22 protein-coding genes are annotated in these 20,471 nt (G+C 47.9%); 15 read left to right on the top strand and 7 right to left on the bottom strand.

Going from position 1 to position 20,471, the window contains the following annotated elements:
- Positions 1 to 72 precede the first annotated feature (72 nt).
- From LACPH_RS12835 to LACPH_RS12820, 4 genes are all read right to left on the bottom strand, one after another.
- Entirely contained in the window at positions 73 to 879 is an 807-nt protein-coding gene (locus tag LACPH_RS12835; protein WP_049169355.1) for a manganese catalase, read from the bottom strand.
- 386 nt (positions 880 to 1,265) lie between these two features.
- The gene (locus LACPH_RS12830; RefSeq protein WP_274785170.1) at positions 1,266 to 1,469 is read right to left on the bottom strand and encodes a hypothetical protein; all 204 of its coding nucleotides are present in this window, start codon (positions 1,467 to 1,469) and stop codon (positions 1,266 to 1,268) included.
- A 45-nt stretch (positions 1,470 to 1,514) separates the two neighbouring features.
- Positions 1,515 to 1,784: a type II toxin-antitoxin system RelB/DinJ family antitoxin gene (locus LACPH_RS12825; protein ID WP_274785169.1), complete on the bottom strand. Its 270-nt coding sequence runs from the start codon at positions 1,782 to 1,784 to the stop codon at positions 1,515 to 1,517.
- 164 nt (positions 1,785 to 1,948) lie between these two features.
- Positions 1,949 to 2,134 carry a hypothetical protein gene (locus LACPH_RS12820; RefSeq protein WP_274785168.1) on the bottom strand — a complete coding sequence of 62 codons (186 nt, stop codon included), beginning with the start codon at positions 2,132 to 2,134 and terminating at the stop codon, positions 1,949 to 1,951.
- Positions 2,135 to 2,522: 388 nt separating this feature from the next.
- Between LACPH_RS12820 and LACPH_RS12815 the strand changes: the two genes are divergently transcribed.
- The 5 genes from LACPH_RS12815 to LACPH_RS12795 all read left to right on the top strand — a co-directional run bounded on the left by LACPH_RS12815 (position 2,523) and on the right by LACPH_RS12795 (position 7,617).
- Complete coding sequence (locus tag LACPH_RS12815; protein WP_010490734.1) at positions 2,523 to 2,741, top strand: hypothetical protein; 219 nt, start codon at positions 2,523 to 2,525, stop codon at positions 2,739 to 2,741.
- A 17-nt stretch (positions 2,742 to 2,758) separates the two neighbouring features.
- A complete protein-coding gene (locus LACPH_RS12810; RefSeq protein ID WP_087912972.1) occupies positions 2,759 to 3,877 on the top strand; it encodes a glycerol dehydrogenase in 1,119 nt (372 codons plus the stop codon).
- Between the two features lie 70 nt (positions 3,878 to 3,947).
- Positions 3,948 to 4,508 (top strand): glycerol-3-phosphate responsive antiterminator, encoded by a 561-nt coding sequence (locus LACPH_RS12805; RefSeq protein ID WP_306387047.1) that lies wholly within the window; start codon positions 3,948 to 3,950, stop codon positions 4,506 to 4,508.
- Between the two features lie 155 nt (positions 4,509 to 4,663).
- Entirely contained in the window at positions 4,664 to 6,133 is a 1,470-nt protein-coding gene (locus LACPH_RS12800; RefSeq protein WP_274785166.1) for an FGGY-family carbohydrate kinase, read from the top strand.
- A 20-nt stretch (positions 6,134 to 6,153) separates the two neighbouring features.
- A complete protein-coding gene (locus LACPH_RS12795; protein WP_274785165.1) occupies positions 6,154 to 7,617 on the top strand; it encodes an FAD-binding oxidoreductase in 1,464 nt (487 codons plus the stop codon).
- Positions 7,618 to 7,887: 270 nt separating this feature from the next.
- Here the strand turns inward: LACPH_RS12795 and LACPH_RS12790 are convergent, their stop codons facing one another.
- A complete protein-coding gene (locus LACPH_RS12790; protein ID WP_047106997.1) occupies positions 7,888 to 9,009 on the bottom strand; it encodes an NAD(P)-dependent alcohol dehydrogenase in 1,122 nt (373 codons plus the stop codon).
- Positions 9,010 to 9,198: 189 nt separating this feature from the next.
- Positions 9,199 to 10,221, bottom strand: coding sequence for an AraC family transcriptional regulator (locus LACPH_RS12785; protein ID WP_274785163.1), 1,023 nt, complete (start codon positions 10,219 to 10,221; stop codon positions 9,199 to 9,201).
- Positions 10,222 to 10,343: 122 nt separating this feature from the next.
- Between LACPH_RS12785 and LACPH_RS12780 the strand changes: the two genes are divergently transcribed.
- The 5 genes from LACPH_RS12780 (at position 10,344) to rhaD (ending at position 15,852) form a co-directional block, all read left to right on the top strand.
- On the top strand, positions 10,344 to 11,708 hold the full coding sequence (locus LACPH_RS12780) for an MFS transporter (protein ID WP_049172779.1): 1,365 nt from the start codon (positions 10,344 to 10,346) through the stop codon (positions 11,706 to 11,708).
- A gap of 72 nt (positions 11,709 to 11,780) precedes the next feature.
- Positions 11,781 to 13,271 (top strand): rhamnulokinase, encoded by a 1,491-nt coding sequence (gene rhaB / locus LACPH_RS12775; RefSeq protein ID WP_087912967.1) that lies wholly within the window; start codon positions 11,781 to 11,783, stop codon positions 13,269 to 13,271.
- A 2-nt stretch (positions 13,272 to 13,273) separates the two neighbouring features.
- Entirely contained in the window at positions 13,274 to 13,588 is a 315-nt protein-coding gene (gene rhaM / locus LACPH_RS12770) for an L-rhamnose mutarotase (protein ID WP_047107002.1), read from the top strand.
- A 63-nt stretch (positions 13,589 to 13,651) separates the two neighbouring features.
- Complete coding sequence (locus LACPH_RS12765) at positions 13,652 to 14,932, top strand: L-rhamnose isomerase (protein ID WP_087912966.1); 1,281 nt, start codon at positions 13,652 to 13,654, stop codon at positions 14,930 to 14,932.
- A gap of 29 nt (positions 14,933 to 14,961) precedes the next feature.
- The gene (rhaD, locus tag LACPH_RS12760) at positions 14,962 to 15,852 is read left to right on the top strand and encodes a rhamnulose-1-phosphate aldolase (RefSeq protein ID WP_025013738.1); all 891 of its coding nucleotides are present in this window, start codon (positions 14,962 to 14,964) and stop codon (positions 15,850 to 15,852) included.
- Positions 15,853 to 15,934: 82 nt separating this feature from the next.
- On the opposite strand, the gene LACPH_RS12755 is transcribed toward rhaD, so the two are convergent.
- Positions 15,935 to 16,717 (bottom strand): DeoR/GlpR family DNA-binding transcription regulator, encoded by a 783-nt coding sequence (locus tag LACPH_RS12755; RefSeq protein WP_306387046.1) that lies wholly within the window; start codon positions 16,715 to 16,717, stop codon positions 15,935 to 15,937.
- A gap of 207 nt (positions 16,718 to 16,924) precedes the next feature.
- Between LACPH_RS12755 and LACPH_RS12750 the strand changes: the two genes are divergently transcribed.
- The 5 genes from LACPH_RS12750 to LACPH_RS12730 all read left to right on the top strand — a co-directional run bounded on the left by LACPH_RS12750 (position 16,925) and on the right by LACPH_RS12730 (position 20,383).
- Entirely contained in the window at positions 16,925 to 17,404 is a 480-nt protein-coding gene (locus LACPH_RS12750) for a PTS sugar transporter subunit IIA (RefSeq protein WP_087912964.1), read from the top strand.
- A gap of 23 nt (positions 17,405 to 17,427) precedes the next feature.
- Positions 17,428 to 17,748 (top strand): PTS sugar transporter subunit IIB, encoded by a 321-nt coding sequence (locus tag LACPH_RS12745; RefSeq protein WP_025013320.1) that lies wholly within the window; start codon positions 17,428 to 17,430, stop codon positions 17,746 to 17,748.
- Between the two features lie 94 nt (positions 17,749 to 17,842).
- On the top strand, positions 17,843 to 19,429 hold the full coding sequence (locus LACPH_RS12740; protein WP_274785159.1) for a PTS galactitol transporter subunit IIC: 1,587 nt from the start codon (positions 17,843 to 17,845) through the stop codon (positions 19,427 to 19,429).
- Positions 19,422 to 19,658, top strand: coding sequence for a hypothetical protein (locus LACPH_RS12735; RefSeq protein WP_274785158.1), 237 nt, complete (start codon positions 19,422 to 19,424; stop codon positions 19,656 to 19,658). The genes LACPH_RS12740 and LACPH_RS12735 overlap by 8 nt, the downstream gene beginning before the upstream one ends.
- A complete protein-coding gene (locus LACPH_RS12730; protein ID WP_274785157.1) occupies positions 19,655 to 20,383 on the top strand; it encodes a class II aldolase/adducin family protein in 729 nt (242 codons plus the stop codon). The genes LACPH_RS12735 and LACPH_RS12730 overlap by 4 nt, the downstream gene beginning before the upstream one ends.
- Positions 20,384 to 20,471 lie beyond the last annotated feature (88 nt).

Below are 20,471 nucleotides of genomic sequence, written 5' to 3'. Positions count from 1 at the left end.
CTGCGCAGTTTGCATACTAGCAGGTTTTTGTTTCAGCCACCAATCTTAGTGTTTAAGGAGCGCTTGATCAGATTATCCTTGATCGTTATGAAGATGCGGATCGGCCGGCTTGAATGTCGGCACACCGCCCATGGCTTCAGGATCTTCCTGGTAGGTGAACTTTTCGCCATCTTTGGCGACTTGACCTTCAAAGGCCCGCGAGCCGTCACCGTCCGAGAAGTTCATCAACACGTGGGAGAATTTGGTGTGTTCGATGTCTTTCATGTCACCTGGTACCACGACACCGTACTTGTCCTCCAGCTCTTCCTGTGCCTTCATAAATTGCAGCTGATGTTGGGTTTCGCGTGCCAAAAGGAACTTGAGCATATCGCGGATCCCTTCATCGCGGGTCATGTAATACAGGCGGCTAACTTGCAGGCGGGCTTCGGACTCACGGACAACGTTGAATCGCATATCCGCCACTAAGTTACCGCTGGAAGTGGCGTAACCCGCATTCCACGCAGCACCATTGGGGTTGTTCAAACTAGCGGTCAACCCGTGCACAATGGCGTGCTCAGGATCCATGCCGCCCATGACCGCAGCCAATGCCGGATCAGACTTGTACGCATCAGCTTCCGCATAAATCGGGGCGCCTTCCAGCAGCCGCGCGATCATTGTCGAAATCATTTCGACGTGAGCGATTTCTTCGGTACCGGTATCCAGCAGCAGATCCTTATACTTTTCACTGCCGGTAGACGACCAGCCCTGCGACAGGTACGACATCATCCCTGTCACTTCACCCCACTGGCCACCAAGTGATTCCTGCAGCCGGCGAGCCATCAATGGATCCGGACGATCTGGTTTCGCGTTGTATTGCAACTTTCGAGTGTGCTTAAACATGAAATACCCTCTTTCTTGAAAGACCAAGGCAAATGTGAAAAATGTTTTGCGCGACAATACGCGCATGCGATTTTTCACTGCCAAGATGACAGTTGCGTTCAAAAGAAAGCGAAAATTCCCCCGCCACATCATGCACAACGTTTACGCCATTAACATTGTACACAATTAAATATACCGTGTCATATTATGATGTCAATAAGGAAATTATTCATGAATAGCTGAAAAAAGCCGGTGAAGCTTGTTAATCCGGCTTCGGTTTGAAAAGGTTAAAAATATCTAAGGAAGCTAGAGAAACGAGAAAAGGCGAAGACAATTTTCTGCCTTCGCCCTGTGTGTTCGCGTTAATAGTCTGTTAGAAGGAACAGATAATACGTTGAAACTACTTATTACCGAACCTGAGTATCCACTTTTTTAATCCTGTCTCGGCGATTGACCACGGTCACTTTGGGTCCTGCATTTAAAAAAGCGCGCATTTCTTTTACCGATTCTTTATACTCGCGCGTGTCAATTGGACGAATTATTTTAAGCGCCTCTTTAAAGAATTGAGTGTCTTTAAATTTTAAAACATGATTCGCTGGTATTTTTGCCATGAGTGCACCCCGGTTAAAGTTATCTTTCCGTCTTAAATGTCGAACTTAAACATCTAAATTCTCCCACATGGCTTCCGGCGAATGATACTTCTTTAGAAGCTCTGGGTTCTTTGCTTCCTTCAGTGCCTGCAGAGTTTCAGCTGGTAAGCTGGTTGGCGTAAATGGCAAGGCGCGATCTTTGACCATTTTGGCAAGAAACATATTAACGGCAGTGGATAAATCCATGCCCATGTCGTTCGCGACGTTTTGGGCAGCTTCCTTTAATGCCGGATCAATTCGAATGCTTAATCGAGTTTCTCTTTTTTCGGTTGACATCGGTGGTTGCCCCTTTCTGTCTGGTAGCCGTATTGTATCATCTGCATATGCCATCGCAAAGCAATTAGATGTGAAAACTTCGGCAATTATCAGGGAAAATTGATTCATCTGTGCAACATACTGCTATCTCAAATGGCGAAGATTTAACGAAACCCAGATCGCCACTACTTATTAACAAACTTGCTAACATAAGCCGTCACAAACAACAAAACCAAAAAAATCAGGCCCAGCACTAAATCCCGCTTCAGATTAATCTTTTTCCCTGGGGTAAAGACGCGCGCGTCATAAGCAAAGTAAGCGATGAAAGCCAGTCCTGAAATCACCAGTAATCGATATATGTATTGCAACATGGTTAAGCACCTATACCAGTTTTGTGTGAGGTGCCAAAACCGGTCTTCACAGCTAGCAATTGCTGAACTTTGAGTTTTACATTAGCGAGCATAAATCATTGCCTTCGTTAATAAACAAAATTAAAATATTGAACCGATACTAACAAACAAAAATTATAAAAGTCAACCGCAGTCACTAAATAAACAGGAAAATCGAGTCACTTAAATTGACAAAATGAAAGCGCTGTTATAAGCTTCAATTGGTTAGAGAGAAGAAGAGGGATAACCGCTGGTATTTCGTGTATACCAGTTTAGGTTATCTCTCTTTTTTAATGAGCGCGAACCGGCGCGGTTAGGAGCCGGTGAGCGCGTTAATGCCAAAGGTTTAAGAAAGAGGAGGATCATAACCATGGCTAAGTTCAGTAAGGATACCAAGTTGTCGGAACTGTTGGCTGATAAGCGGTACATGAAGGTTGTCGATAAGTATGTTGCCGGCGCATCAACCAACCCTGGTGTTGTAATGGTCAAGAATCTGTCGCTGGAGCAACTGATTGCCATTCCGCAAGTGCACAGTGACGAAGCAAGCATGAACAAATTGATTGATGAACTCAACGAGACATTTGGCTGATTCAGGAGGCGCGAGTGATGCAAATCGATTTGCCGAAGATTTTTATCAGTCCATCGAATTATATTCAGGCTAAGAACATTTTGTTTAACGCGGATCCGTATTTAAGCCGGTACGGTTCCAAAGCGGTGATTGTCGGTGATGAGAATGTGTACGGTTTGGTTGGCGATCGGTTCATTGACTATCTGAAAGACAATGACTATACCGTCACCAAGCTGATGTTCGGCGGTGAGGCTTCACCGGAAGAGATCCAAAAGGCAATTGATGAAATCAAGGATACGCCGGACTTTGTGATCGGTATTGGCGGTGGCAAAACGCTTGATACTGCTAAAGAGATTGGCCAGCATTTGAACATTTACACCGTGATCATCCCGACACTGGCGTCAACGGATGCGCCGATTTCTCGGCTATCAGTGTTGTACAACGAAGATGGTACGTTTAATGCCTACCAGTTCCACACCAAGAGTCCGGATTTGGTTTTGGTCGATCCAGCTGTCATCAGTCAGGCGCCTCCGCGGTTCTTGGCTTCTGGCTTTGGTGATGCGCTGTCGACTTATGTTGAAGCCAAGGCAGTTGGCGACATCCACGGCTTTACCAATGCGCAAGGCATCGGCACGATCACGGCGATGAAAATTGCCCAGGCGTCGACGGATACGATTTTTGAGTTTGGCGCCCAAGCGTTTGAAGCTAACAAAGCCAAGGTGGTCACGCCAGCGCTGGAAGCCGTCATTGAGGCCAACATTTTAATGAGCGGCTTAGGCTTTGAAAGCGGCGGCACCAGCCTAGCGCATGCCTTGCAAAACTCATTCCCGGCGTTGAAGAAGGGTAAGCATTTGATGCACGGAGAGAAAGTGGCGTATTCACTACTGACGCAACTGTTGATGGAAAATGCCGAGACTGCTGTGATTAATCATTATCTGCACTTCTTCTTGCAGGTTGGGCTGCCAACCACGTTAGAAGATCTTGGTTGGGAAGATGCGACCGATGATGAGTTGATGTTGGTGGCCAATGATGCCGCAGCGGCTTGGACTGGCATTGACCAATTGCGGTTTGATACGTCACCAGAGGCAATCGTTGCGGCCATGCGTGCGGTGGATCAGTATTCAAAGGATTATCAGGCTCACGCATTAGCAGAGTAACCACAGTCAGTCATGGGGAAAAGTTTAGCAACGTGGGGTATGCCATTTGGCGGTTTGAAGGGAGCGCATCATGCAACTGCAAGATGTTGTCGCGGCTAATCCGGTGATTGCCGGGATTCAGGATGATAAAGGCTTAAATGCTGCCTTGACCGCAGATGTCAAAGTTGTTTTTACCTTGTATGGGTCAATTCTCAACATTGGGGATATCGTGGCACAGCTAAAATCAGCCAAGAAGATCGTGTTTGTCGACGTGGATCTGGTTGAAGGGCTGGCGAGCCGCTCCAGTGCCGTTGAATTCATTGCCAAAACAACCGATGCAGATGGCATTTTGAGCTCCAAGGGACACTTGCTGGCCGTGGCCCGGCAGAAGAAAATGTTGACCGTTCACCGTTTCTTTTTAATCGATTCGCGGACGCTGTATACGATGCAGCGGCAGTATGATGTCGGGCATGCCGATATGATTGACGTGATGCCAGGCATTATGCCTCAGGCGGTTTCCTGGATTACCCATGAAACCGACGTGCCGCTCATCAGTAGTGGTTTGATTAGCACAAAGGAAGCGATTATGGCCGACTTGGCGGCTGGGGCAACGGGCATTTCCACCACGAATACCACCTTATGGCAAAATTAGCGCAGAGCAAAAAGAGAGCGCGCAATCCTTGAAGATAGGGAGGCGCGCTCTTTTTACGGTTAAAAGCCGAAACGGACTGGCAGATTTGGTAATTTTTACGAGACGTTTGCTGCCGATCGCACATGTTTCGGCTGCATCCGAAAGGGGTGAGTTGAATGGATCGCTATATACTGGCCATTGATCAAGGAACGCAGAGTAACAAACTGACGATTTTTGATTTACAGGGAAACGCATTGTGGCAGGAGCATCAGCCGCTAAAACCGTTGCATACCGCAGCTGGCGGGGTGGTTGAGCATCCTGATGATGATTTATGGACGTCGCTGCAAACCGCCAGCAAAGCGTTGATGGCTAAGTTTGACGGTGACGTGAATGAAATTCTGGCGATTGGCTTAGGCAGCATTCGTTTCAATCGATTGGTTTTAAAGGTAAATGGTGACCTAGCCCAACCGGCCATTAGCTGGATGGACGACCGGGCGCACCAGATCTATGAAAAGACGACCGACGATGCGGTGTATGTGACCGCAAGCACGGGATATCTGGCTTACCGACTGACCGGGAATCGCATTGACACGGCGGCCAGTTATATTGGCACGTGGCCGATTGATATGGACAAATGGGACTGGACCGATGAGGATATGATGTTTGATTTCCTTAATCTACCGCGGACTTCCTTGTTCAAACTGGTTAAGCCAGGTGGCATTTTAGGCAATGTGACGGAAGAAGCAGCCGCGGCAACCGGTTTGCCAAAGGGCTTGCCGGTGATCGCCACTGCCAATGACAAGGCGGTGGAAGCACTGGGCGCAGGGCTGAAAACCGGGCCGGATCTCCTATTGTCGCTAGGCACCTATACCACTTCCATGTTGCAAGGCAATGAGAATCATCCGTTCGGGACAACCCGCTACTACTGGACCAATTTTGCGGATGTGCCAAATGAATATTTGTATGAAAGTAACGGCGTTTATCGCGGTATGTGGACGGTCAGCTGGTTCGCCAAGCAATTTCAGGGGATTGGGGATGCGACTCATGAATCCACTTTGGATGTGCTGACCCGAGAAGCGGCCACGGTTCCGCCTGGCAGTGACGGGTTGTTGACCATTTTGGACTGGCAGCCGGCTGCGGATCGCCCGTTTAGAAAAGGCGCGTTTATCGGCTTGGATGAACGCCATAACCGGGGGCACATGTTCCGTTCGATTCTTGAAGGGCTTGCTTTTAATTTGCTGGATTACTCAACGGCGATGCTGAAGGAATTGGATCGCAAGGTTGATCGGCTGGTAGTCACAGGCGGTGGCGCGCAGAATGACATTTTCATGCAGCTAATTGCCGACATTTTCAACTTGCCGGCGCAGCGCAACGTGATCACCGACGCGGCTGGGTTAGGAGCGGCGATCAATGCGGCAGTCGGCATTGGCGAATATCGCACGTATGACGATGCCATTGCGGCGATGGTGAAGCCGGCCGATAGCTTTGTACCGCAAGCAGATGCGGTGGCGCAATATGCCAAAGTATACGAAAAGTACAAGAACCTGCATCAATTAACCGATCCAGTGTTTAAAGACCTTCAAACCATTAACGGCGTTGCCGAACGCGGCAAGGTCGGCGAACCGTTGATTGCCAGTTGGGATTGAAAGTAGACGAGGTGAATCTAATGGATACCGTTACAAAAGATGCAATTGTGCAACAACTGATTCAGTTAACCAGTCGTGATCAGGTCAATGTGGATCCAGACCAGCTAAACTATGCCAGCCTTGACTTTTACCGGAAATATCCCCGGGCCCGAAAAATTTACCAAGCACCGATCCCGGTCGCGATTGTTTATCCGGAAAATGTTGAACAGGTGGCGGCGGTGTTGAAATATGCCAATGACACAGGCGTCAACGTGATTCCGCGTACGGGCGGGTCAGAGATTGAGCGGGGATTGGAAAGTGCGCGCGAACCGCACATCATTGTGGACGGATCACGCCTAAATCAAATCTTGAAGTTTGATCCGGAAGACATGCAACTAACTGTTCAGGCCGGGGTACCGCTGAAGCAGGCCGAAGATTGGCTGAATGAAAAAGGCTACACCACCGGCCACTTGCCGCAGTCGCAGCCGTTAGCCGATTTTGGCGGTTTGGTGGCCACCCGCAGCATTGGGCAATTATCAACCTTGTATGGCGGAATCGAAGACATGGTGGTCGGTTTGGAAGCCGTCATGCCAGATGGCCGCATCGTGCGGATTAAAAATGTCCCACGCCGATCAGTCGGCCCGGACATTCGTCATGTGTTTATCGGCAACGAAGGCAGCATTGCGTTCATCACTGAAGTCACCGTCAAGCTGTTCCCGTATTTACCGGACACGTATCATTATCTGGCCTATACCGTTGACACCATGCGCGAAGGTTTCCGCCTGTTGCGTGACATTGTAGCAGCCGGCTATCGGCCATCGGTTATTCGCCTTTACGATGCGCAGGATTGGAGTCAATTTTATCCAAAACACGCCGAAAAACCGGTGCTGATTTTCCGAACAGAAGGCCCGCAACCACTTAGCGACGCCACAGCCGGCGCCATCAAGGCCATGGTCGAAGCATCCGATCAGACACAACCATACGAGCCGCTAGATGAAATCATTGATTGGTTCAAACATCTAACGTGGACGCAAAAAGAAGTCGACGCTGAAGTCAACCAACTTGAAAAAACGCCATTCGTCGGCTTCACGACCGAAGTTGCTGCTAACTGGCATGAAATTGCCAACATTTTTGAAGCCGTGACAACACGCGTGAAAAAAGAAATCCCGAACCTATACGGCATCGGCGGTCACTCTTCGCACAGCTACGTCAACGGCACGAACTTGTACTTTGTCTATGCCTTCATCGATGCAGAAGACGACCCCGCCGGCGAAATGGTCCGCTACCACGATCCGATCAACAAAATCATTGTGGAAGAAACCCTCAAACGCGGCGGCACCATGTCCCACCACCACGGCGTCGGAAAAGCCCGCGCCCCATTCATCAAAGAAGAATACGGCAGCTCCTACTGGGTCCTCAAAACACTCCTTAAGAGCTTCGACCCCAAAAACACAATGAACGCCGGCAATATCATTCCGCTAGAATTCTGGAACGAACCAGACTAAGCAAGTCACTGCAAAAACTAGAACAAAAAGCCTGCCATCTCGCAAAAAGATTTGCGAACATGACAGGCTTTTTCGTTGGATTTGGATGAGGGGTAAAAATACAAGGATTAAATGTTTTCGCAGATAGCTAAGAAACTTATCTAAAAGCCCAAGCGCCAAAGCGTAGCAATCGGAGGCCAGAGGGGGCTCAGTGGTGCCCACCACGTTCCAGCCCCCTCTGGCCGGAGATTGCGGAGTTTGGCCCGATGATAGAACAATCAGCCTAAACTGTTATTTCCCAGGCACATAATCCTTATCAATAATCAGCACTGGCTTGATCGTCTTACCAGAACGAGAATCAGCGTTAGCTTCGTTGATCTGATCGAATGAATAGAACTTCTCGGTCTTGTCAAAGTCAAACATGCCTTGCTTGTAGAATTCAATCAACCGCGGCACATCAATTTGCGGAATCGAGTCGCCCATGTTAACCCCGACAATCTTCTTGTCATTGACGCACAAATCGTTCCAGGTATCCACATCAATATGATGCGGCGTAACCGCAATCGTTGCTGTGGTACCGCCTTGAGCCAGCATCTGGATCGTATCTTCCATAACCGCCTTAACACCGGTCGTGTCAACCGCCCAGTCAACCCCGAGGCCGCCTGTCAGCTTCTTAACGGCTTCAACCGGATCCTCTTCCTTGCTGTTAACAACATCCGTCGCACCCAGTTCTTTAGCCAGCTGCAACCGCGAATCAACAATATCGATCGCAATGACCTTAGTGCAGCCAGAAATCTTGCCAGCCATCATGGCAGCCAGGCCAACCGCACCAGTGCCGGTAACCGCAATTGTATCACCAGGCTTTGGCTTCAACGTGTTCAAAACGGTACCGGAACCGGTGACATAGCCGCAGCCCAACGGTCCAAGCTTACGTAAATCGAGATCCTTGTCGACTTTAACAGCGTTCCGTTCGCGAACAACGGTCGTGGTGGTGAAGGAGCTTTGGTCGAACATGTCAGCCACCGGTTTGCCGTTTTCCGTGAAGTGCGCCGAGCCGTCCGGACGGGTACCGGACAGGTTGTTATGCGCATAATTCAAGCACTGTGTTGGAATGCCGCGCAAACAGTTCTTGCAGTTACCGCAAGCATAGAAACTTAAGACAACATGATCGCCCGGCTTGAACTGGGTAACTTCCGGACCGACTTTCTCGACAATACCGGAACCTTCATGGCCAAGAACGATTGGATAACCGATAACCGCGTCACCAATCCGCAACGCTTCGTCAGAATGGCAAATGCCGGTAGCAACCATGTGCACTTGCAAATCATCAGGACCCATCGGCGCTAATTCAACATCATCCCGAATTTCAAAATCGGCACCTTTTTTATCAACAACAGCTGCTGTGATCTTCATAAAAATCGCTCCTTCAATCGCTATAAATTGATTACACGTTCATTCTTTCACAATTCATATTTTTATCAAGAGCAACATCTAAACATATGAGAATATGTTCCAGAATTTAGTTGACTTTTCCCGTTTCACATTGAAAGCGGTTTATAGAGGGCTTTTCGGTACCAAAATGTGAAACATTTCGGAACATATTTACAGAATGGTTAACGGCGGGTTAGTGTGGCTAGGTGAGATGTAGCCATTGGTGTGCTGGCGATCGTCCTTAGGCGTATTGCCGAAAAGATCATGATACTTGTGATAAAAGAAGCTCTTGTTGCTGATGCCGACTTCGAGACAGATTTCACTGATCGGCTTCTTAGTGTTTTGAATCAACCGGCGCGCATTAATGAGCCGCTCTTGGGTCAGGGCTTCGGAAAAAGTTTTGCCAACTTCTTTGGAAAATAAGTTACCCAAATAGTTTTTATTGTAGGCGTATTTGTTGGCAAGGTCTTCCAGGGTCAGGTCGCGGTAATGCTCGTGAATGTCATTAAGCAGCTTAACTGCAAGTTTTTGGGCCGGCGATGGGTCAGCGATAGTCGGCTCTTGACCGCGGACCAGTTCGGCAATCAGCACAGTTAATTCTGCTTGAATAATGGTGTCGGAAAAGGCTCGCGGGCGGAAATATTCTTCAATGATGCGCTCCAGCGATGTACGAATATCGTGCATGCCGCTGCGGAAAATCATGTAGCGCTTCTCGGTTTTCTTTTCCCGTAAGTGGTTAATCATGAAGTCGTAGAGGACACTTTGTTGACTTTGAATTTGGTTAAGAAAATCAAGCGAAATGTTGCGGTCGCGGAAAAGGACGTTAATGAGGATGTCATTTTCGCCAAGTGCGTCAATCGAATGTTCGCTGCCGATGTCCAATAGGAGCACATCGCCTTGTGAGAGATGAATTCGCTCGCCGTTAACGGTTTCGTTGGCGTTGCCTTGCAACATATAGTTCATTTCAAAGAATTGGTGGGTGTGCAGCGGATACGGCGCAAAGCGATTGTGCTTGCTGACGTAAATGGCGTGGTTACGAAAGAAGTAGTCGTTTAAAACCGGAACATTAAACTCTTTTGACTCCTGCAGGTCGATGGCAGTCGGCGGGATATCGTCACTGAAGATCTGCCGGTTTTTTTGCTGCTTTTCGATTGTCGTTAGGCTTTCCAGTTGCTTTAAGACTGATAGTTCCATGATGGCCTCCTGTGTTTATGTTCCACTCCTGATATTTATCTGACATTGTGACCATACCATGTAAGCGGTTAAATGTTAACTGTAAGCGATGACAAAATTATAAATGTTCAGGAGGTAACACAATGGCTTCAGAGAAAAGCTCGTTAAAATCCACGGTTCGTGTTTCGATCACGAACTTCCTGGATTCTGGCAGCATCGTAGCCGGCGCCAGTGGCTTGACACTGTGGACCCAACATTTTGGGCTTAGCAGTTTTCAAGTCGGCTTGCTCGGTGCACTCTCGGCGAATGCGTTCGGGGCGGCACTAGGCGCGCTGATCGGCGGTCCGCTGTCAGATAAGTTTGGGCGTAAATTAATTTACACCTATGACATGTTGGTTTACATGCTTGGAACGATTTTAGTGATGTTTGCAGTTAGTTTTCCAATGTTGCTCACTGGATTTCTGATTACTGGTTTAGCAGTTGGTGCCGGTGTTCCTGCTAGTTGGACGTATATTTCCGAAACATCGCAAAATGATAATCGTGCTAAGAACATCGGGGTATCACAGTTTGCTTGGTCGTTAGGACCAGCCGTTATTTTCATTCTTGGAACCATTCTTGCACCAATGGGTCTTTTAGGTAACCGGATATTGTTTGGCTTGCTAACGGTGATTGCCTTTGTTGCTTGGTTATTACAACGTGGTCTTGGCGAATCCAAGGCATGGCAGGATCGCAAGGCGTTTGAAAAGTCTTCCGGTCAAAAATCCCATCCATATCGGACCCTGTTCTCCAATAAAACTTCGCTTAAGTGGTTGTTCTTCTTAATCGGCGTTTACATGTTCTGGAACTTGGTTGCCGGCGCAATGGGCTTCTTCATGCCGTATGTTTACGAAACGGCGGGCGGCTTGTCCAACCAGGAAGCCAACATGTTGCAGGCAGTTCTATGGATCCTGACCGCGGTTGCAACCTACTTCGGCTTTGCTAAGTACGGCGACCGAGCTAACCACCGAATCTTCTTCTTCGTTGGCGCGGCAATGGCTGCCGCTTCATGGATCATCCTGACTTATGCCGGCATGGCACAGTCATGGAGCTTATGGGCATTCGTTGCTTTATGGGGTATCAGTGCCGGCATTGGTGCTCAGGCATGGTACGCACTGTGGGCAACCGAACTCTTCCCGACCCAGTTCCGGGCAGGTTCACAAGGTGTGATGTTCTTCGTTGTTCGGGCAAGCGCCGGTGTTTGGTCCATTATTTTCCCGGCCATTCTCAGCAGCTTGGGCTTCACCGTCGCTGGTACTTTCATGATCGGCCTGTTGCTCGTTTCCTTGGTCATTGGGACGATCTGGACACCCAAGACGCGTGGCAAGAGTCTTGAAGAAATCACCCGTGAACAATATGGGGATAAATTCCTCACTGATGATGAAAAGGCGAAAGCTGATCGCGATACCGCGGCTAAAGATAAAGCTGCCGGCAACTCGGTCGCTCAGCAGATGATGAATCCAGACAAATAGTTTTGAAAAATGAACGCGTGCCGTAACAAGAAACGCGGTCGTCAATGTTGTTGGTAAGAGAGGTGCAATTTTATGAAAGCATACGTCGCAGTTGACATCGGTGCTTCAAGCGGACGCCTGATGCTCGGTGCTGTCGTTGACGGACAATTAAAAATTAAAGAAGTCCACCGCTTCAAGAACGGTTTTAAAAAGGAAAATGGGCATGATCGGTGGCAAATTGATCACATTATCGATGAAATCTTCGCTGGCTTGGAAAAAGTCAAAAAGATGGGTTATACGCTGATTGATATGGGCATTGATACCTGGGCCGTTGATTACGTCTTGGTTGGGGCTGATGGTAAAAAGATGCACGATCCGGTAAGCTACCGGGATGCGCGAACCAACAGCGCCATCAGTAAGCTCACATCAGAGCTGCCTAAGTCGTATATCTACGAAAAAACCGGCATTCAGTTCCAGAACTTCAACACGCTCTATCAGCTGTACACAGAGGAACGTGACGATCTGGCTAAAGCCGATAAGATTTTGATGATTCCGGATTATATCGGGTACGTGTTAACCGGTAATGCGGTCACTGAAGTCACGAATGCGTCAACCACGCAGATGCTCAACTTGCGCCAAGGCCTGTTCGACAAGGATTTGCTAAAAGAAGTCAACGTCGCGCAAGATCAATTCCCTGAGTTGGTCGAATCCGGCACGCCGCTGGGCAAGATCAGTCATAAGTGGCACATGAAGTATGACATTCCAGACACAGATGTTATTACGGTTGCCACTCATGACACCGCCAGTGCCGTTGTTGGTACGCCAGGTCTTGGTGATCACTGGGCATTCTTGAGTTCCGGCACTTGGTCCTTACTCGGAGCAGAACTAAACACGCCGGAAAATGGTCAGGATGCCTTCAAAGAAAATTACACCAACGAATGGGGCGCCTATGGGACGTACCGGTTCTTGAAGAACATCATGGGCTTGTGGATCGTGCAGTGCATCAAGCGCGAACTCAAGGATCAATACAGTTTCAATGAATTGGCAGAAATGGCTGATAAAGTCGCACCATTCCGAGTTTTCATCGATGTCAACGACAAGCGTTTTGAGAATCCGAAGAGCATGATCAAGGAGCTGCAGCAATACGTTGCGGAAACCGGTCAGGCCAAACTTGAAACGCCGGGCGAACTCACCCGGGCAGTTTATGAAAACCTGGCACTGTACTATGCCAACGAGATTCAGAAACTTAGCACCATCATTGCCGATCCGATCGACACCCTCAACATTGTCGGCGGTGGCTCAAACGTCACGCTGATGAATCAACTGACCGCTGATCTTGCCGGCATCAAAGTGGTCGCCGGCCCTAGTGAAGCAACCGCGATCGGTAATTTGCTGGTTCAAATGATTACGACTGGTGCGGTTAAAGACGTGGTGGCAGGTCGCAAGTTAATCAGGGAATCCTTTGACTTGAAGACTTATCAACCGAATGCGACAGCCTATCCCGATGTGTTGACGAAGTACAAAGCATTTATGAAGACAGCAAAGCCGACAAAGGCAGCTGCAAAATCTAAGGAGGCGGTTTGATCATGGCACGCATTGGCCAAGTCATGTATGTCTATCCTGACAAGTACGACGAATACGAAAAGCGGCACCATGAGTTGTGGCCGGAAATGAAGGCAGCACTCAAGGAATACGGCGCCACCAACTATTCCATCTACTTGAACAAAGCAAACGGTGAATTGTTTGCTTATCTGGAAGTGCCGGATGTTGACAAGTACAACCAGATTGCCAACACCGATATTTGCAAAAAGTGGTGGGCTTACATGGAGCCACTCATGAAGACCAATCCGGATAACAGTCCGGTAGCAGTTGATCTGCATGAAGTTTTCCACTTGGATTAACTCGGTTTTTCATTTTGGTAACAAGTAGTTTCAAATCATTTTCAAAAAAGGAGCGTTTATCACATGGTTAAACCAGAAGAAGTCGATAAGGCATATGAAGTTGCCAAGCAACGTTACGCAGAAATCGGTGTCGACACAGACGCCGCTATGAAGGAATTGGAAAAGGTACCTTTGTCAGTCCATTGCTGGCAAGGCGATGATATTCATGGTTTCCTGTTCCCGAACCAGGCACTGACAGGTGGCATCGGGGTTTCCGGTAACTATCCTGGCATCGCCCGCACACCGGATGAATTGTCCGGCGACTTACACGAAGCTCTGAGCCTGATTCCAGGCAAGCACCGGGTTCAATTGCACGCTATCTATGCCGTTACCGACAAGAAGCGTGACTTGGATACTTTGGAGCCTGAAGACTTCGATTATTGGATTGATTGGGCAAAGCAAGAAGGCATCGGCCTTGACTTTAACGGCACCTTCTTCTCCCACCCAATGGTTAAAGACAACATGACCGTTTCATCACCGGATCCAAAGGTTCGCGATTTCTGGATCCGTCACGGCAAGATCAGCCGGGAAATTTCCAACTACATCGGTGAAAAATTAGGCAGCCAGGTTGTCAACAACTTCTGGTTCCCAGATGGTTTCAAAGACAACCCAATTGACAAGAAGACCCCCCGTCTGCGCTTGTTGAAGGCTTTGGACGAAATCATCAAGGATCCACTTCCGGAAAAGAATACGATTGAATCCTTCGAAGGTAAGCTCTTTGGTACCGGGATTGAATCCTACACCACCGGTTCACACGAATTCTATCAAAACTATGCGATCAGCCGGAACAAACTCTGGACCATCGATGCCGGACACTTCCATCCTACTGAAGATGTGTCTGACAAGTTCAGCGCATTCTTCCCATTCGGCAAAGGTTTGTTCATGCACGTTTCTCGTCCGGTTCGTTGGGACTCTGACCACGTTGTCATCATGGACGATGCTTTGATTCGGATCACCCGTTCCTTGGTTCGTGACGGTTATCTTGATCGCACCCACATCGGCCTTGACTTCTTCGATGCAACGATCAACCGGGTTGCTGCTTGGGTTGTCGGCGCTCGCGCAACGCAAAAGAGCTTGCTGCAGGCAATGCTGGCACCGATCGACCAGTTGAAGAAGAGCGAATTGAACGCTGACTTCACCACTCGTTTGATTGAAACCGAAGAATTGAAGTCCTTCCCATTCGGTGCTGTTTGGGACAAGTTCTGCCAGGATCACAACACCCCGGTTGGCTTCGACTGGATGAACAACATTCATCAGTATGAAAAGGATGTTCAGTTCAAGCGCGACACCAAGTTGGTTCACTAATTCAGCAGATTCTGAAAGGAATACCTCTAATGGATAACAAGAAACAATTTCTGAATCCAGAATATACCCAAAGTTTTACAGAATCCCCTTATGTGACGCAGATGCGTAAAGTGACATGGAATCTCTACCAACACGGTTGGGACGAACGCAATGGCGGTAACGTCAGCTATCGGCTGACCGAAGCTGAAATTGCTCCTTATGGTGATGTTCACGAGGTCAAGCGCAACATTCCGATCAAGTTTGATGCCAGCAAACTTGCCGGCCAGTATTTTCTGGTTACCGGAACCGGGCGCTACTTCAAGAACGTGAAGGACTTTCCGGCACGTGATACCGGATTGGTTCAGATCGCCCAAGATGGTCACAGCGTTAATCTGTTGTGGGGCTTCAATGACGGCGGGCAACCAACCAGTGAGTTCCCGGCACACTTGATGACCCACATTCAGCGCCTCAAGGTTGATCCTAACCAGCGCATCGTGATGCACTGTCACCCAACCAATCTGGTCGCCATGTCCTTCACCTTGCCGCTAGAAGAGAAACTGTTCTCCCGCATTTTGTGGAAGATGCAGGCCGAATCCATCGTTGTGTTCCCCGAAGGCATTGGCGTCTTGCCATACATGACCCCGGGAACCAATGAAATCGGGCAGGCTACGGCCGATAAAATGGCCAAATTCCGCCTCGTGATGTGGCCGCAGCACGGCATCTTCGGTGCTGGCGACTCCATCGACGAAACCTATGGCCTGATCGAAACCGTTGAAAAAGCGGCAACCATCTACACCGCCATTCAGGCGCAAGGTGGCCGCATCATCAACGAAATCACGGATGAAAATCTGGAACAGTTAGCCAAACGTTTTGACCTAACACCAAATCCGGAATTTCTCCATGGTGATACCTTGATCAGCAAGGTGACACTCAAAGTCTGAGCCAACAAGTTTGTTTGCGATACCTCCCATGAATTTAAGAAAAGCACCTCGTTCGCTGCAACGAGGTGCTTTTTGTGCTTTTCTAATGATTTTGATGCGGATACGTGAGCTGAATATGGTGGTTTTCAAACAAAGGTTGATAGGCTGAAGACGGCTGTTTGTCGGTGACGATTTCGTTGATTTGATCCATGTTGGTAATGCGGATGTAATCACTTTGGTCGAATTTAGTTGAATCAATCCCAAAAATCACACACTTAGCAGCATCAATCATGGCTTCTTTGACTGCTGCCTGTTCCGGATCGGCGACGTAAATGCCGTCAGCATCAATTGAACCGGTTGATAGCAGGGCAAAATCAGGGTGAAAACTTTGAATTTCGCGAATGGTTGTCGAGCCGAGTGTCGTAGCCGTTCGTGGCACCATCTTTCCGCCAGCAATGATAGTCTCAACATTATTCAGCGAATTGAATTGGAGACCCATGTTGACGTTATTGGTGATGACGTGAAGACCAACCTGTTCATGGAGTAACTCAGGCAGACTGAAGAAAGTTGAACTGCCATCAATGAAAAAAGCGGCATTGCTGGGGATTCTGGCAGCAATTTGCCGACTAATCGATCGTTTAAGACGCGCGTTTTCGTTGCGTCTTTTTTCATACGTAAATTCAAGGTTATTGCCTTGCAGCAGTTGAATCATCCCATACTGTCGGCGAATGACATTGCTTCTTTCAAGCTCGATCAGATCGCGGCGCAGTGTTGATTTGCTGGTGAACATTTGCTTGCTGAGATCAGCAATGCTAATTTGCGGCGTATCACGCAAAATTTGAATAATTTCGTTTAACCGCTCAAATTTAGCTGGACTTTGTGACATAGTAAACGCTTCCCTCAATTGATTTTTGTTGAATCATTTTGGACCAGTTTGGCTGAGTTTCGTGAACGATTCTCAACCTCGATGAACCTTGCTAAATACCGTAGACATAGGCCTGTAAGCGCTTTAGCATTAATAATGTGATGAGGGGAAAGATTCAAGAAGGTTCAAAACAATTGATTCAACTTTTCATATTGAGGGGAGCTAGTTATGGATTATAGCACAATGATTCACAAAGACTTGATTTTTTTGAATGAGGATGCTGCTGATCGCAAAAGATTGTTCAGAGATGTGGCAAAAAAGATTCAGGCCGCTGGGTACGTTAAGGATACGTATGAGGCGGCACTGAACCGGCGAGAGGACGCTTTTCCGACCGGCATTGTTTTTCCGGAAATATCCGTGATGTTGCCACATGCCGATCCTGTCAACGTCAACCGACCATTTATGGCAATTGTCAAAAATGCCCAGCCGGTGCGGGTTTTACAGATGGGCTATAACAAGCCGGAAGATGCGACCGCGATGTTCTTTCTAGGTATCACGGATTCAAGCCAGCAAGTTGGACTCTTGCAGATCTTCATGGATTTGTTACAGAACGGAAAATTTGTCGCCAAGTTCAAGGCGATCAGTGATCCGGAAGCGATGTATGAGTTCTTTGTTAACACGTTTAAAGCACAAGTTGCAGGAAAATAATTTAAAAAAGGAGCGCAATTATTATGGCAAAGATTGTTGTTGCATGTGGATCAGGCGTTGCATCAAGCGAGGCTACGGCCAGTCGAATCAAGGATTTCTTTGAATCTCATAATGTCAAAGGTGTGTCGGTGGATGCAACCGATTTTAAGCAGTTACCTGAAGTATTGCACAACTACGACGTTTACGTTTGGATCGCCAAGCCGAATCAGCAATTAGAGGACTTAGCTAAAGAAAACCATATTGCGGTGGTTAATGGCATGCCGATTTTTATGAATATGAATCCGGAGAAGTCTTACAAGCAAATCATTCAGGCTTTGAAGAATATGCAAAATGCTGGCAAGTGATGTCTTATGTCATGCGCACGGATGCAGCAGGTTTTGGACTTTTAAGTGAAACGATCAACTGCATCGCGGGTTAAGTTGTGAGGAGGTAAAAATCGTGACGATTCTAAAAGACGTCTTTAATTATATCCTGAATCTCGGGGGACCGGTGTTTGTTCCCTTAATCATGCTGATTCTGGGATTGGTTGCCGGCTTGAAGTTCAAAAAATCGATTGTGGCTGCGTTGACATTAGGGGTTGCCTTTTCTGGGATGACCTTGGTTGTGAACTACATGATGGATGCCATTTCACCAGCCGCCAAATCCATGTCTAAGCTATTCCACCTGAGTCTTAATGCGATTGATGCAGGTTGGACAGGCGTAGCGGCGATCACATGGTCGTATAAATCAGCCTTTCTGTTTTTCCCGTTATTATTAGCCATTAATTTTGTCATGTTGACCTTTAACTGGACCAAAACGTTAAACGTTGATATGTGGAATGTATGGAACAAAATTTTCACTTACGTTGTTGTATTGTACTTTACGCATAATGCCTTCTTTGGTTTTTTGGTTGCCGGGATTCAGATCGTATTTGAATTGAAGGCCGGCGACATGTGGCATCGGCATATCGAGGATCTGACAGGGATGCCGGGGGTCACGGTGCCACATTTCATCACATTGTTTGCGGTGATCTTACAACCGCTGAATAAATTGCTTGATTTTATTCCGATCATGAACAAGCCATTTGATGCTGATGCCTTGCAGAAAAGAATCGGTGTCTGGGGCGACAACACCGTGATGGGTGCGTTGATCGGGGTACTGCTTGGATTTGGTGCTGGGTATTCCATTTCCGGCTCACTCAACTTAGCGGTTAAAGCGGCGACAGCTATGACGCTGTTTCCAATGATTTCCAAACTTTTCATGACGGCGTTGCAACCCATTGCCGATGCGATGAGTGGCTTCATGCAAAAACACTTTAAAGGCCGTGAAGTTTATATCGGGCTTGATTGGCCGATTCTTGCCGGGCGCAATGAGCTGTGGGTCACCGTGATTATCCTCGTGCCGATTATGTTGATTTTTGCGATGATCTTACCGCATAACACAGTGTTACCATTTGCCGGCATCATCAATCTGTCCTTTGTTAATGCGGCTCTGTTACTGACAGGGGCGAATCTGTTACGCATGATTACGTTGGGTATCATTACAACACCGATTTTCCTGTATGGCGCCACCTATTTTGCCCCGGTGATCACGAACCTGGCGAAGACAACCGGAACGGTCAAGGTTCAAGCCGGACAACAGTTGTCATGGTCAACTTTTGAAGGACCTGATTTCCGCCTCTTCTTTGCCCAAGCCTTTAATGGCAAATGGTGGGCGATCGCATTAGCAATTCTGTGGACACTCGGGTTCATCTGGTTGTACCGGGATCAAAATAAAATCAAATTGCCTAGTCAACGTTATGGCACCTTGGCCCCGGCTACTGCGGCGGCAGCACCAGCAGTGTCAGATACGAATGACAATGCCGATGACGTGGATTTGAATGACTTGAGTGGCTTGGACTTCAGTGATGCCAAAGCTTCTAACGAAAGCAAGAAAACGTCATCCCCGCAAAATAATGAAGCAGACGATGTTGATTTAAATGATCTTAGCGGTTTGGATTTCAGTCGAACCAGTCACGAGAAGAATAAGGGTGATAAGCATGAGTAAAACCTCTGCGTCATTACTTGTTTTCCTAGATACAATTGGCGTCTCGATTGCCTTGTTAGGCGGCAATACCCTGTTATGTCTCTTGATGGGCCTCATTACTTTGATTCTGTACAGAAAAGTTAATCCAATCCTGTTCGGTGATTATGATCGAAAACGGGAAAAACGGTTGGCACAGCGTCGCAAAGTTTTGCTGGCGCAACGTGCAAATAACGGAGGAAATACAAAATGACGGAACAATATGTTTTTGAAGAAGAACGGAAGGATTTAGCAGCAGTTGCGCGGGAGATGTTTGTCCGCAAGAACACCAATGTGGCTGGCGGTAATATTAGTGTCCGGATTACCGCTGACAAGGATTTTGACTATGGTTCAATTCATATTAAAGCAGGGAAGGATTATCTGATCATGACGCCAACGATGATGTCAGAAGCTTGGTACGCAAAGCTTCAACCGACTCAGATTTTGGTGGTGGATCTTGAAACCGGTCAGCAGATTGATGGGGTTGGTCGCTTAACCCGCGAAATCAATATGCATGAAGAAGCTTATCGGGCTAATGACAAAATCCGCTGCGTGTATCATTCACACGCCGAAGAGTCGATGTTCTGGGCAACGGCTGGATTGGACATGCCGAACGTTACCGAAGTCACCGGAGAAGTCGGGCCGATCCGCGTGCTGCCGTACGCGCCGGCCTGCTCCAAGGAACTTGCCGATACCGTCTACAATGGACTCAAAGAGGTTGGGGACGCGGCAAAAGAGCATATTTTCCTGCTAAATAGCCATGGCGTCCTGATTACCTCTGAAGACTTGCATCACGCTACCGAAATCTTGGAGACCGTCGAATGGAACGCGAAGATTGCGTATCAACAAACCGTCTTCATGAAGTTGGGTTTGCTGGATAGCTACCAATCATGCGGCAAGCCAAGTGATGGGATGTTGAAGCAGCCGTTAAAAGCTTAGAGTTTTAAAATAATAAATTGGACGAATTAAAAAAAGTCGTTGGCACTTCATTGCGAAGATGCTAACGACTTTTTGTTTTCTTTGTAAC

It is taken from the genome of Lacticaseibacillus parahuelsenbergensis, from assembly GCF_030770265.1.
GTDB classification, from domain to species: Bacteria; Bacillota; Bacilli; order Lactobacillales; family Lactobacillaceae; genus Lacticaseibacillus; species Lacticaseibacillus casei.
Note: the sequence above shows the minus strand (reverse complement) of the source record. Positions and strands in the feature narration are given on the sequence as shown.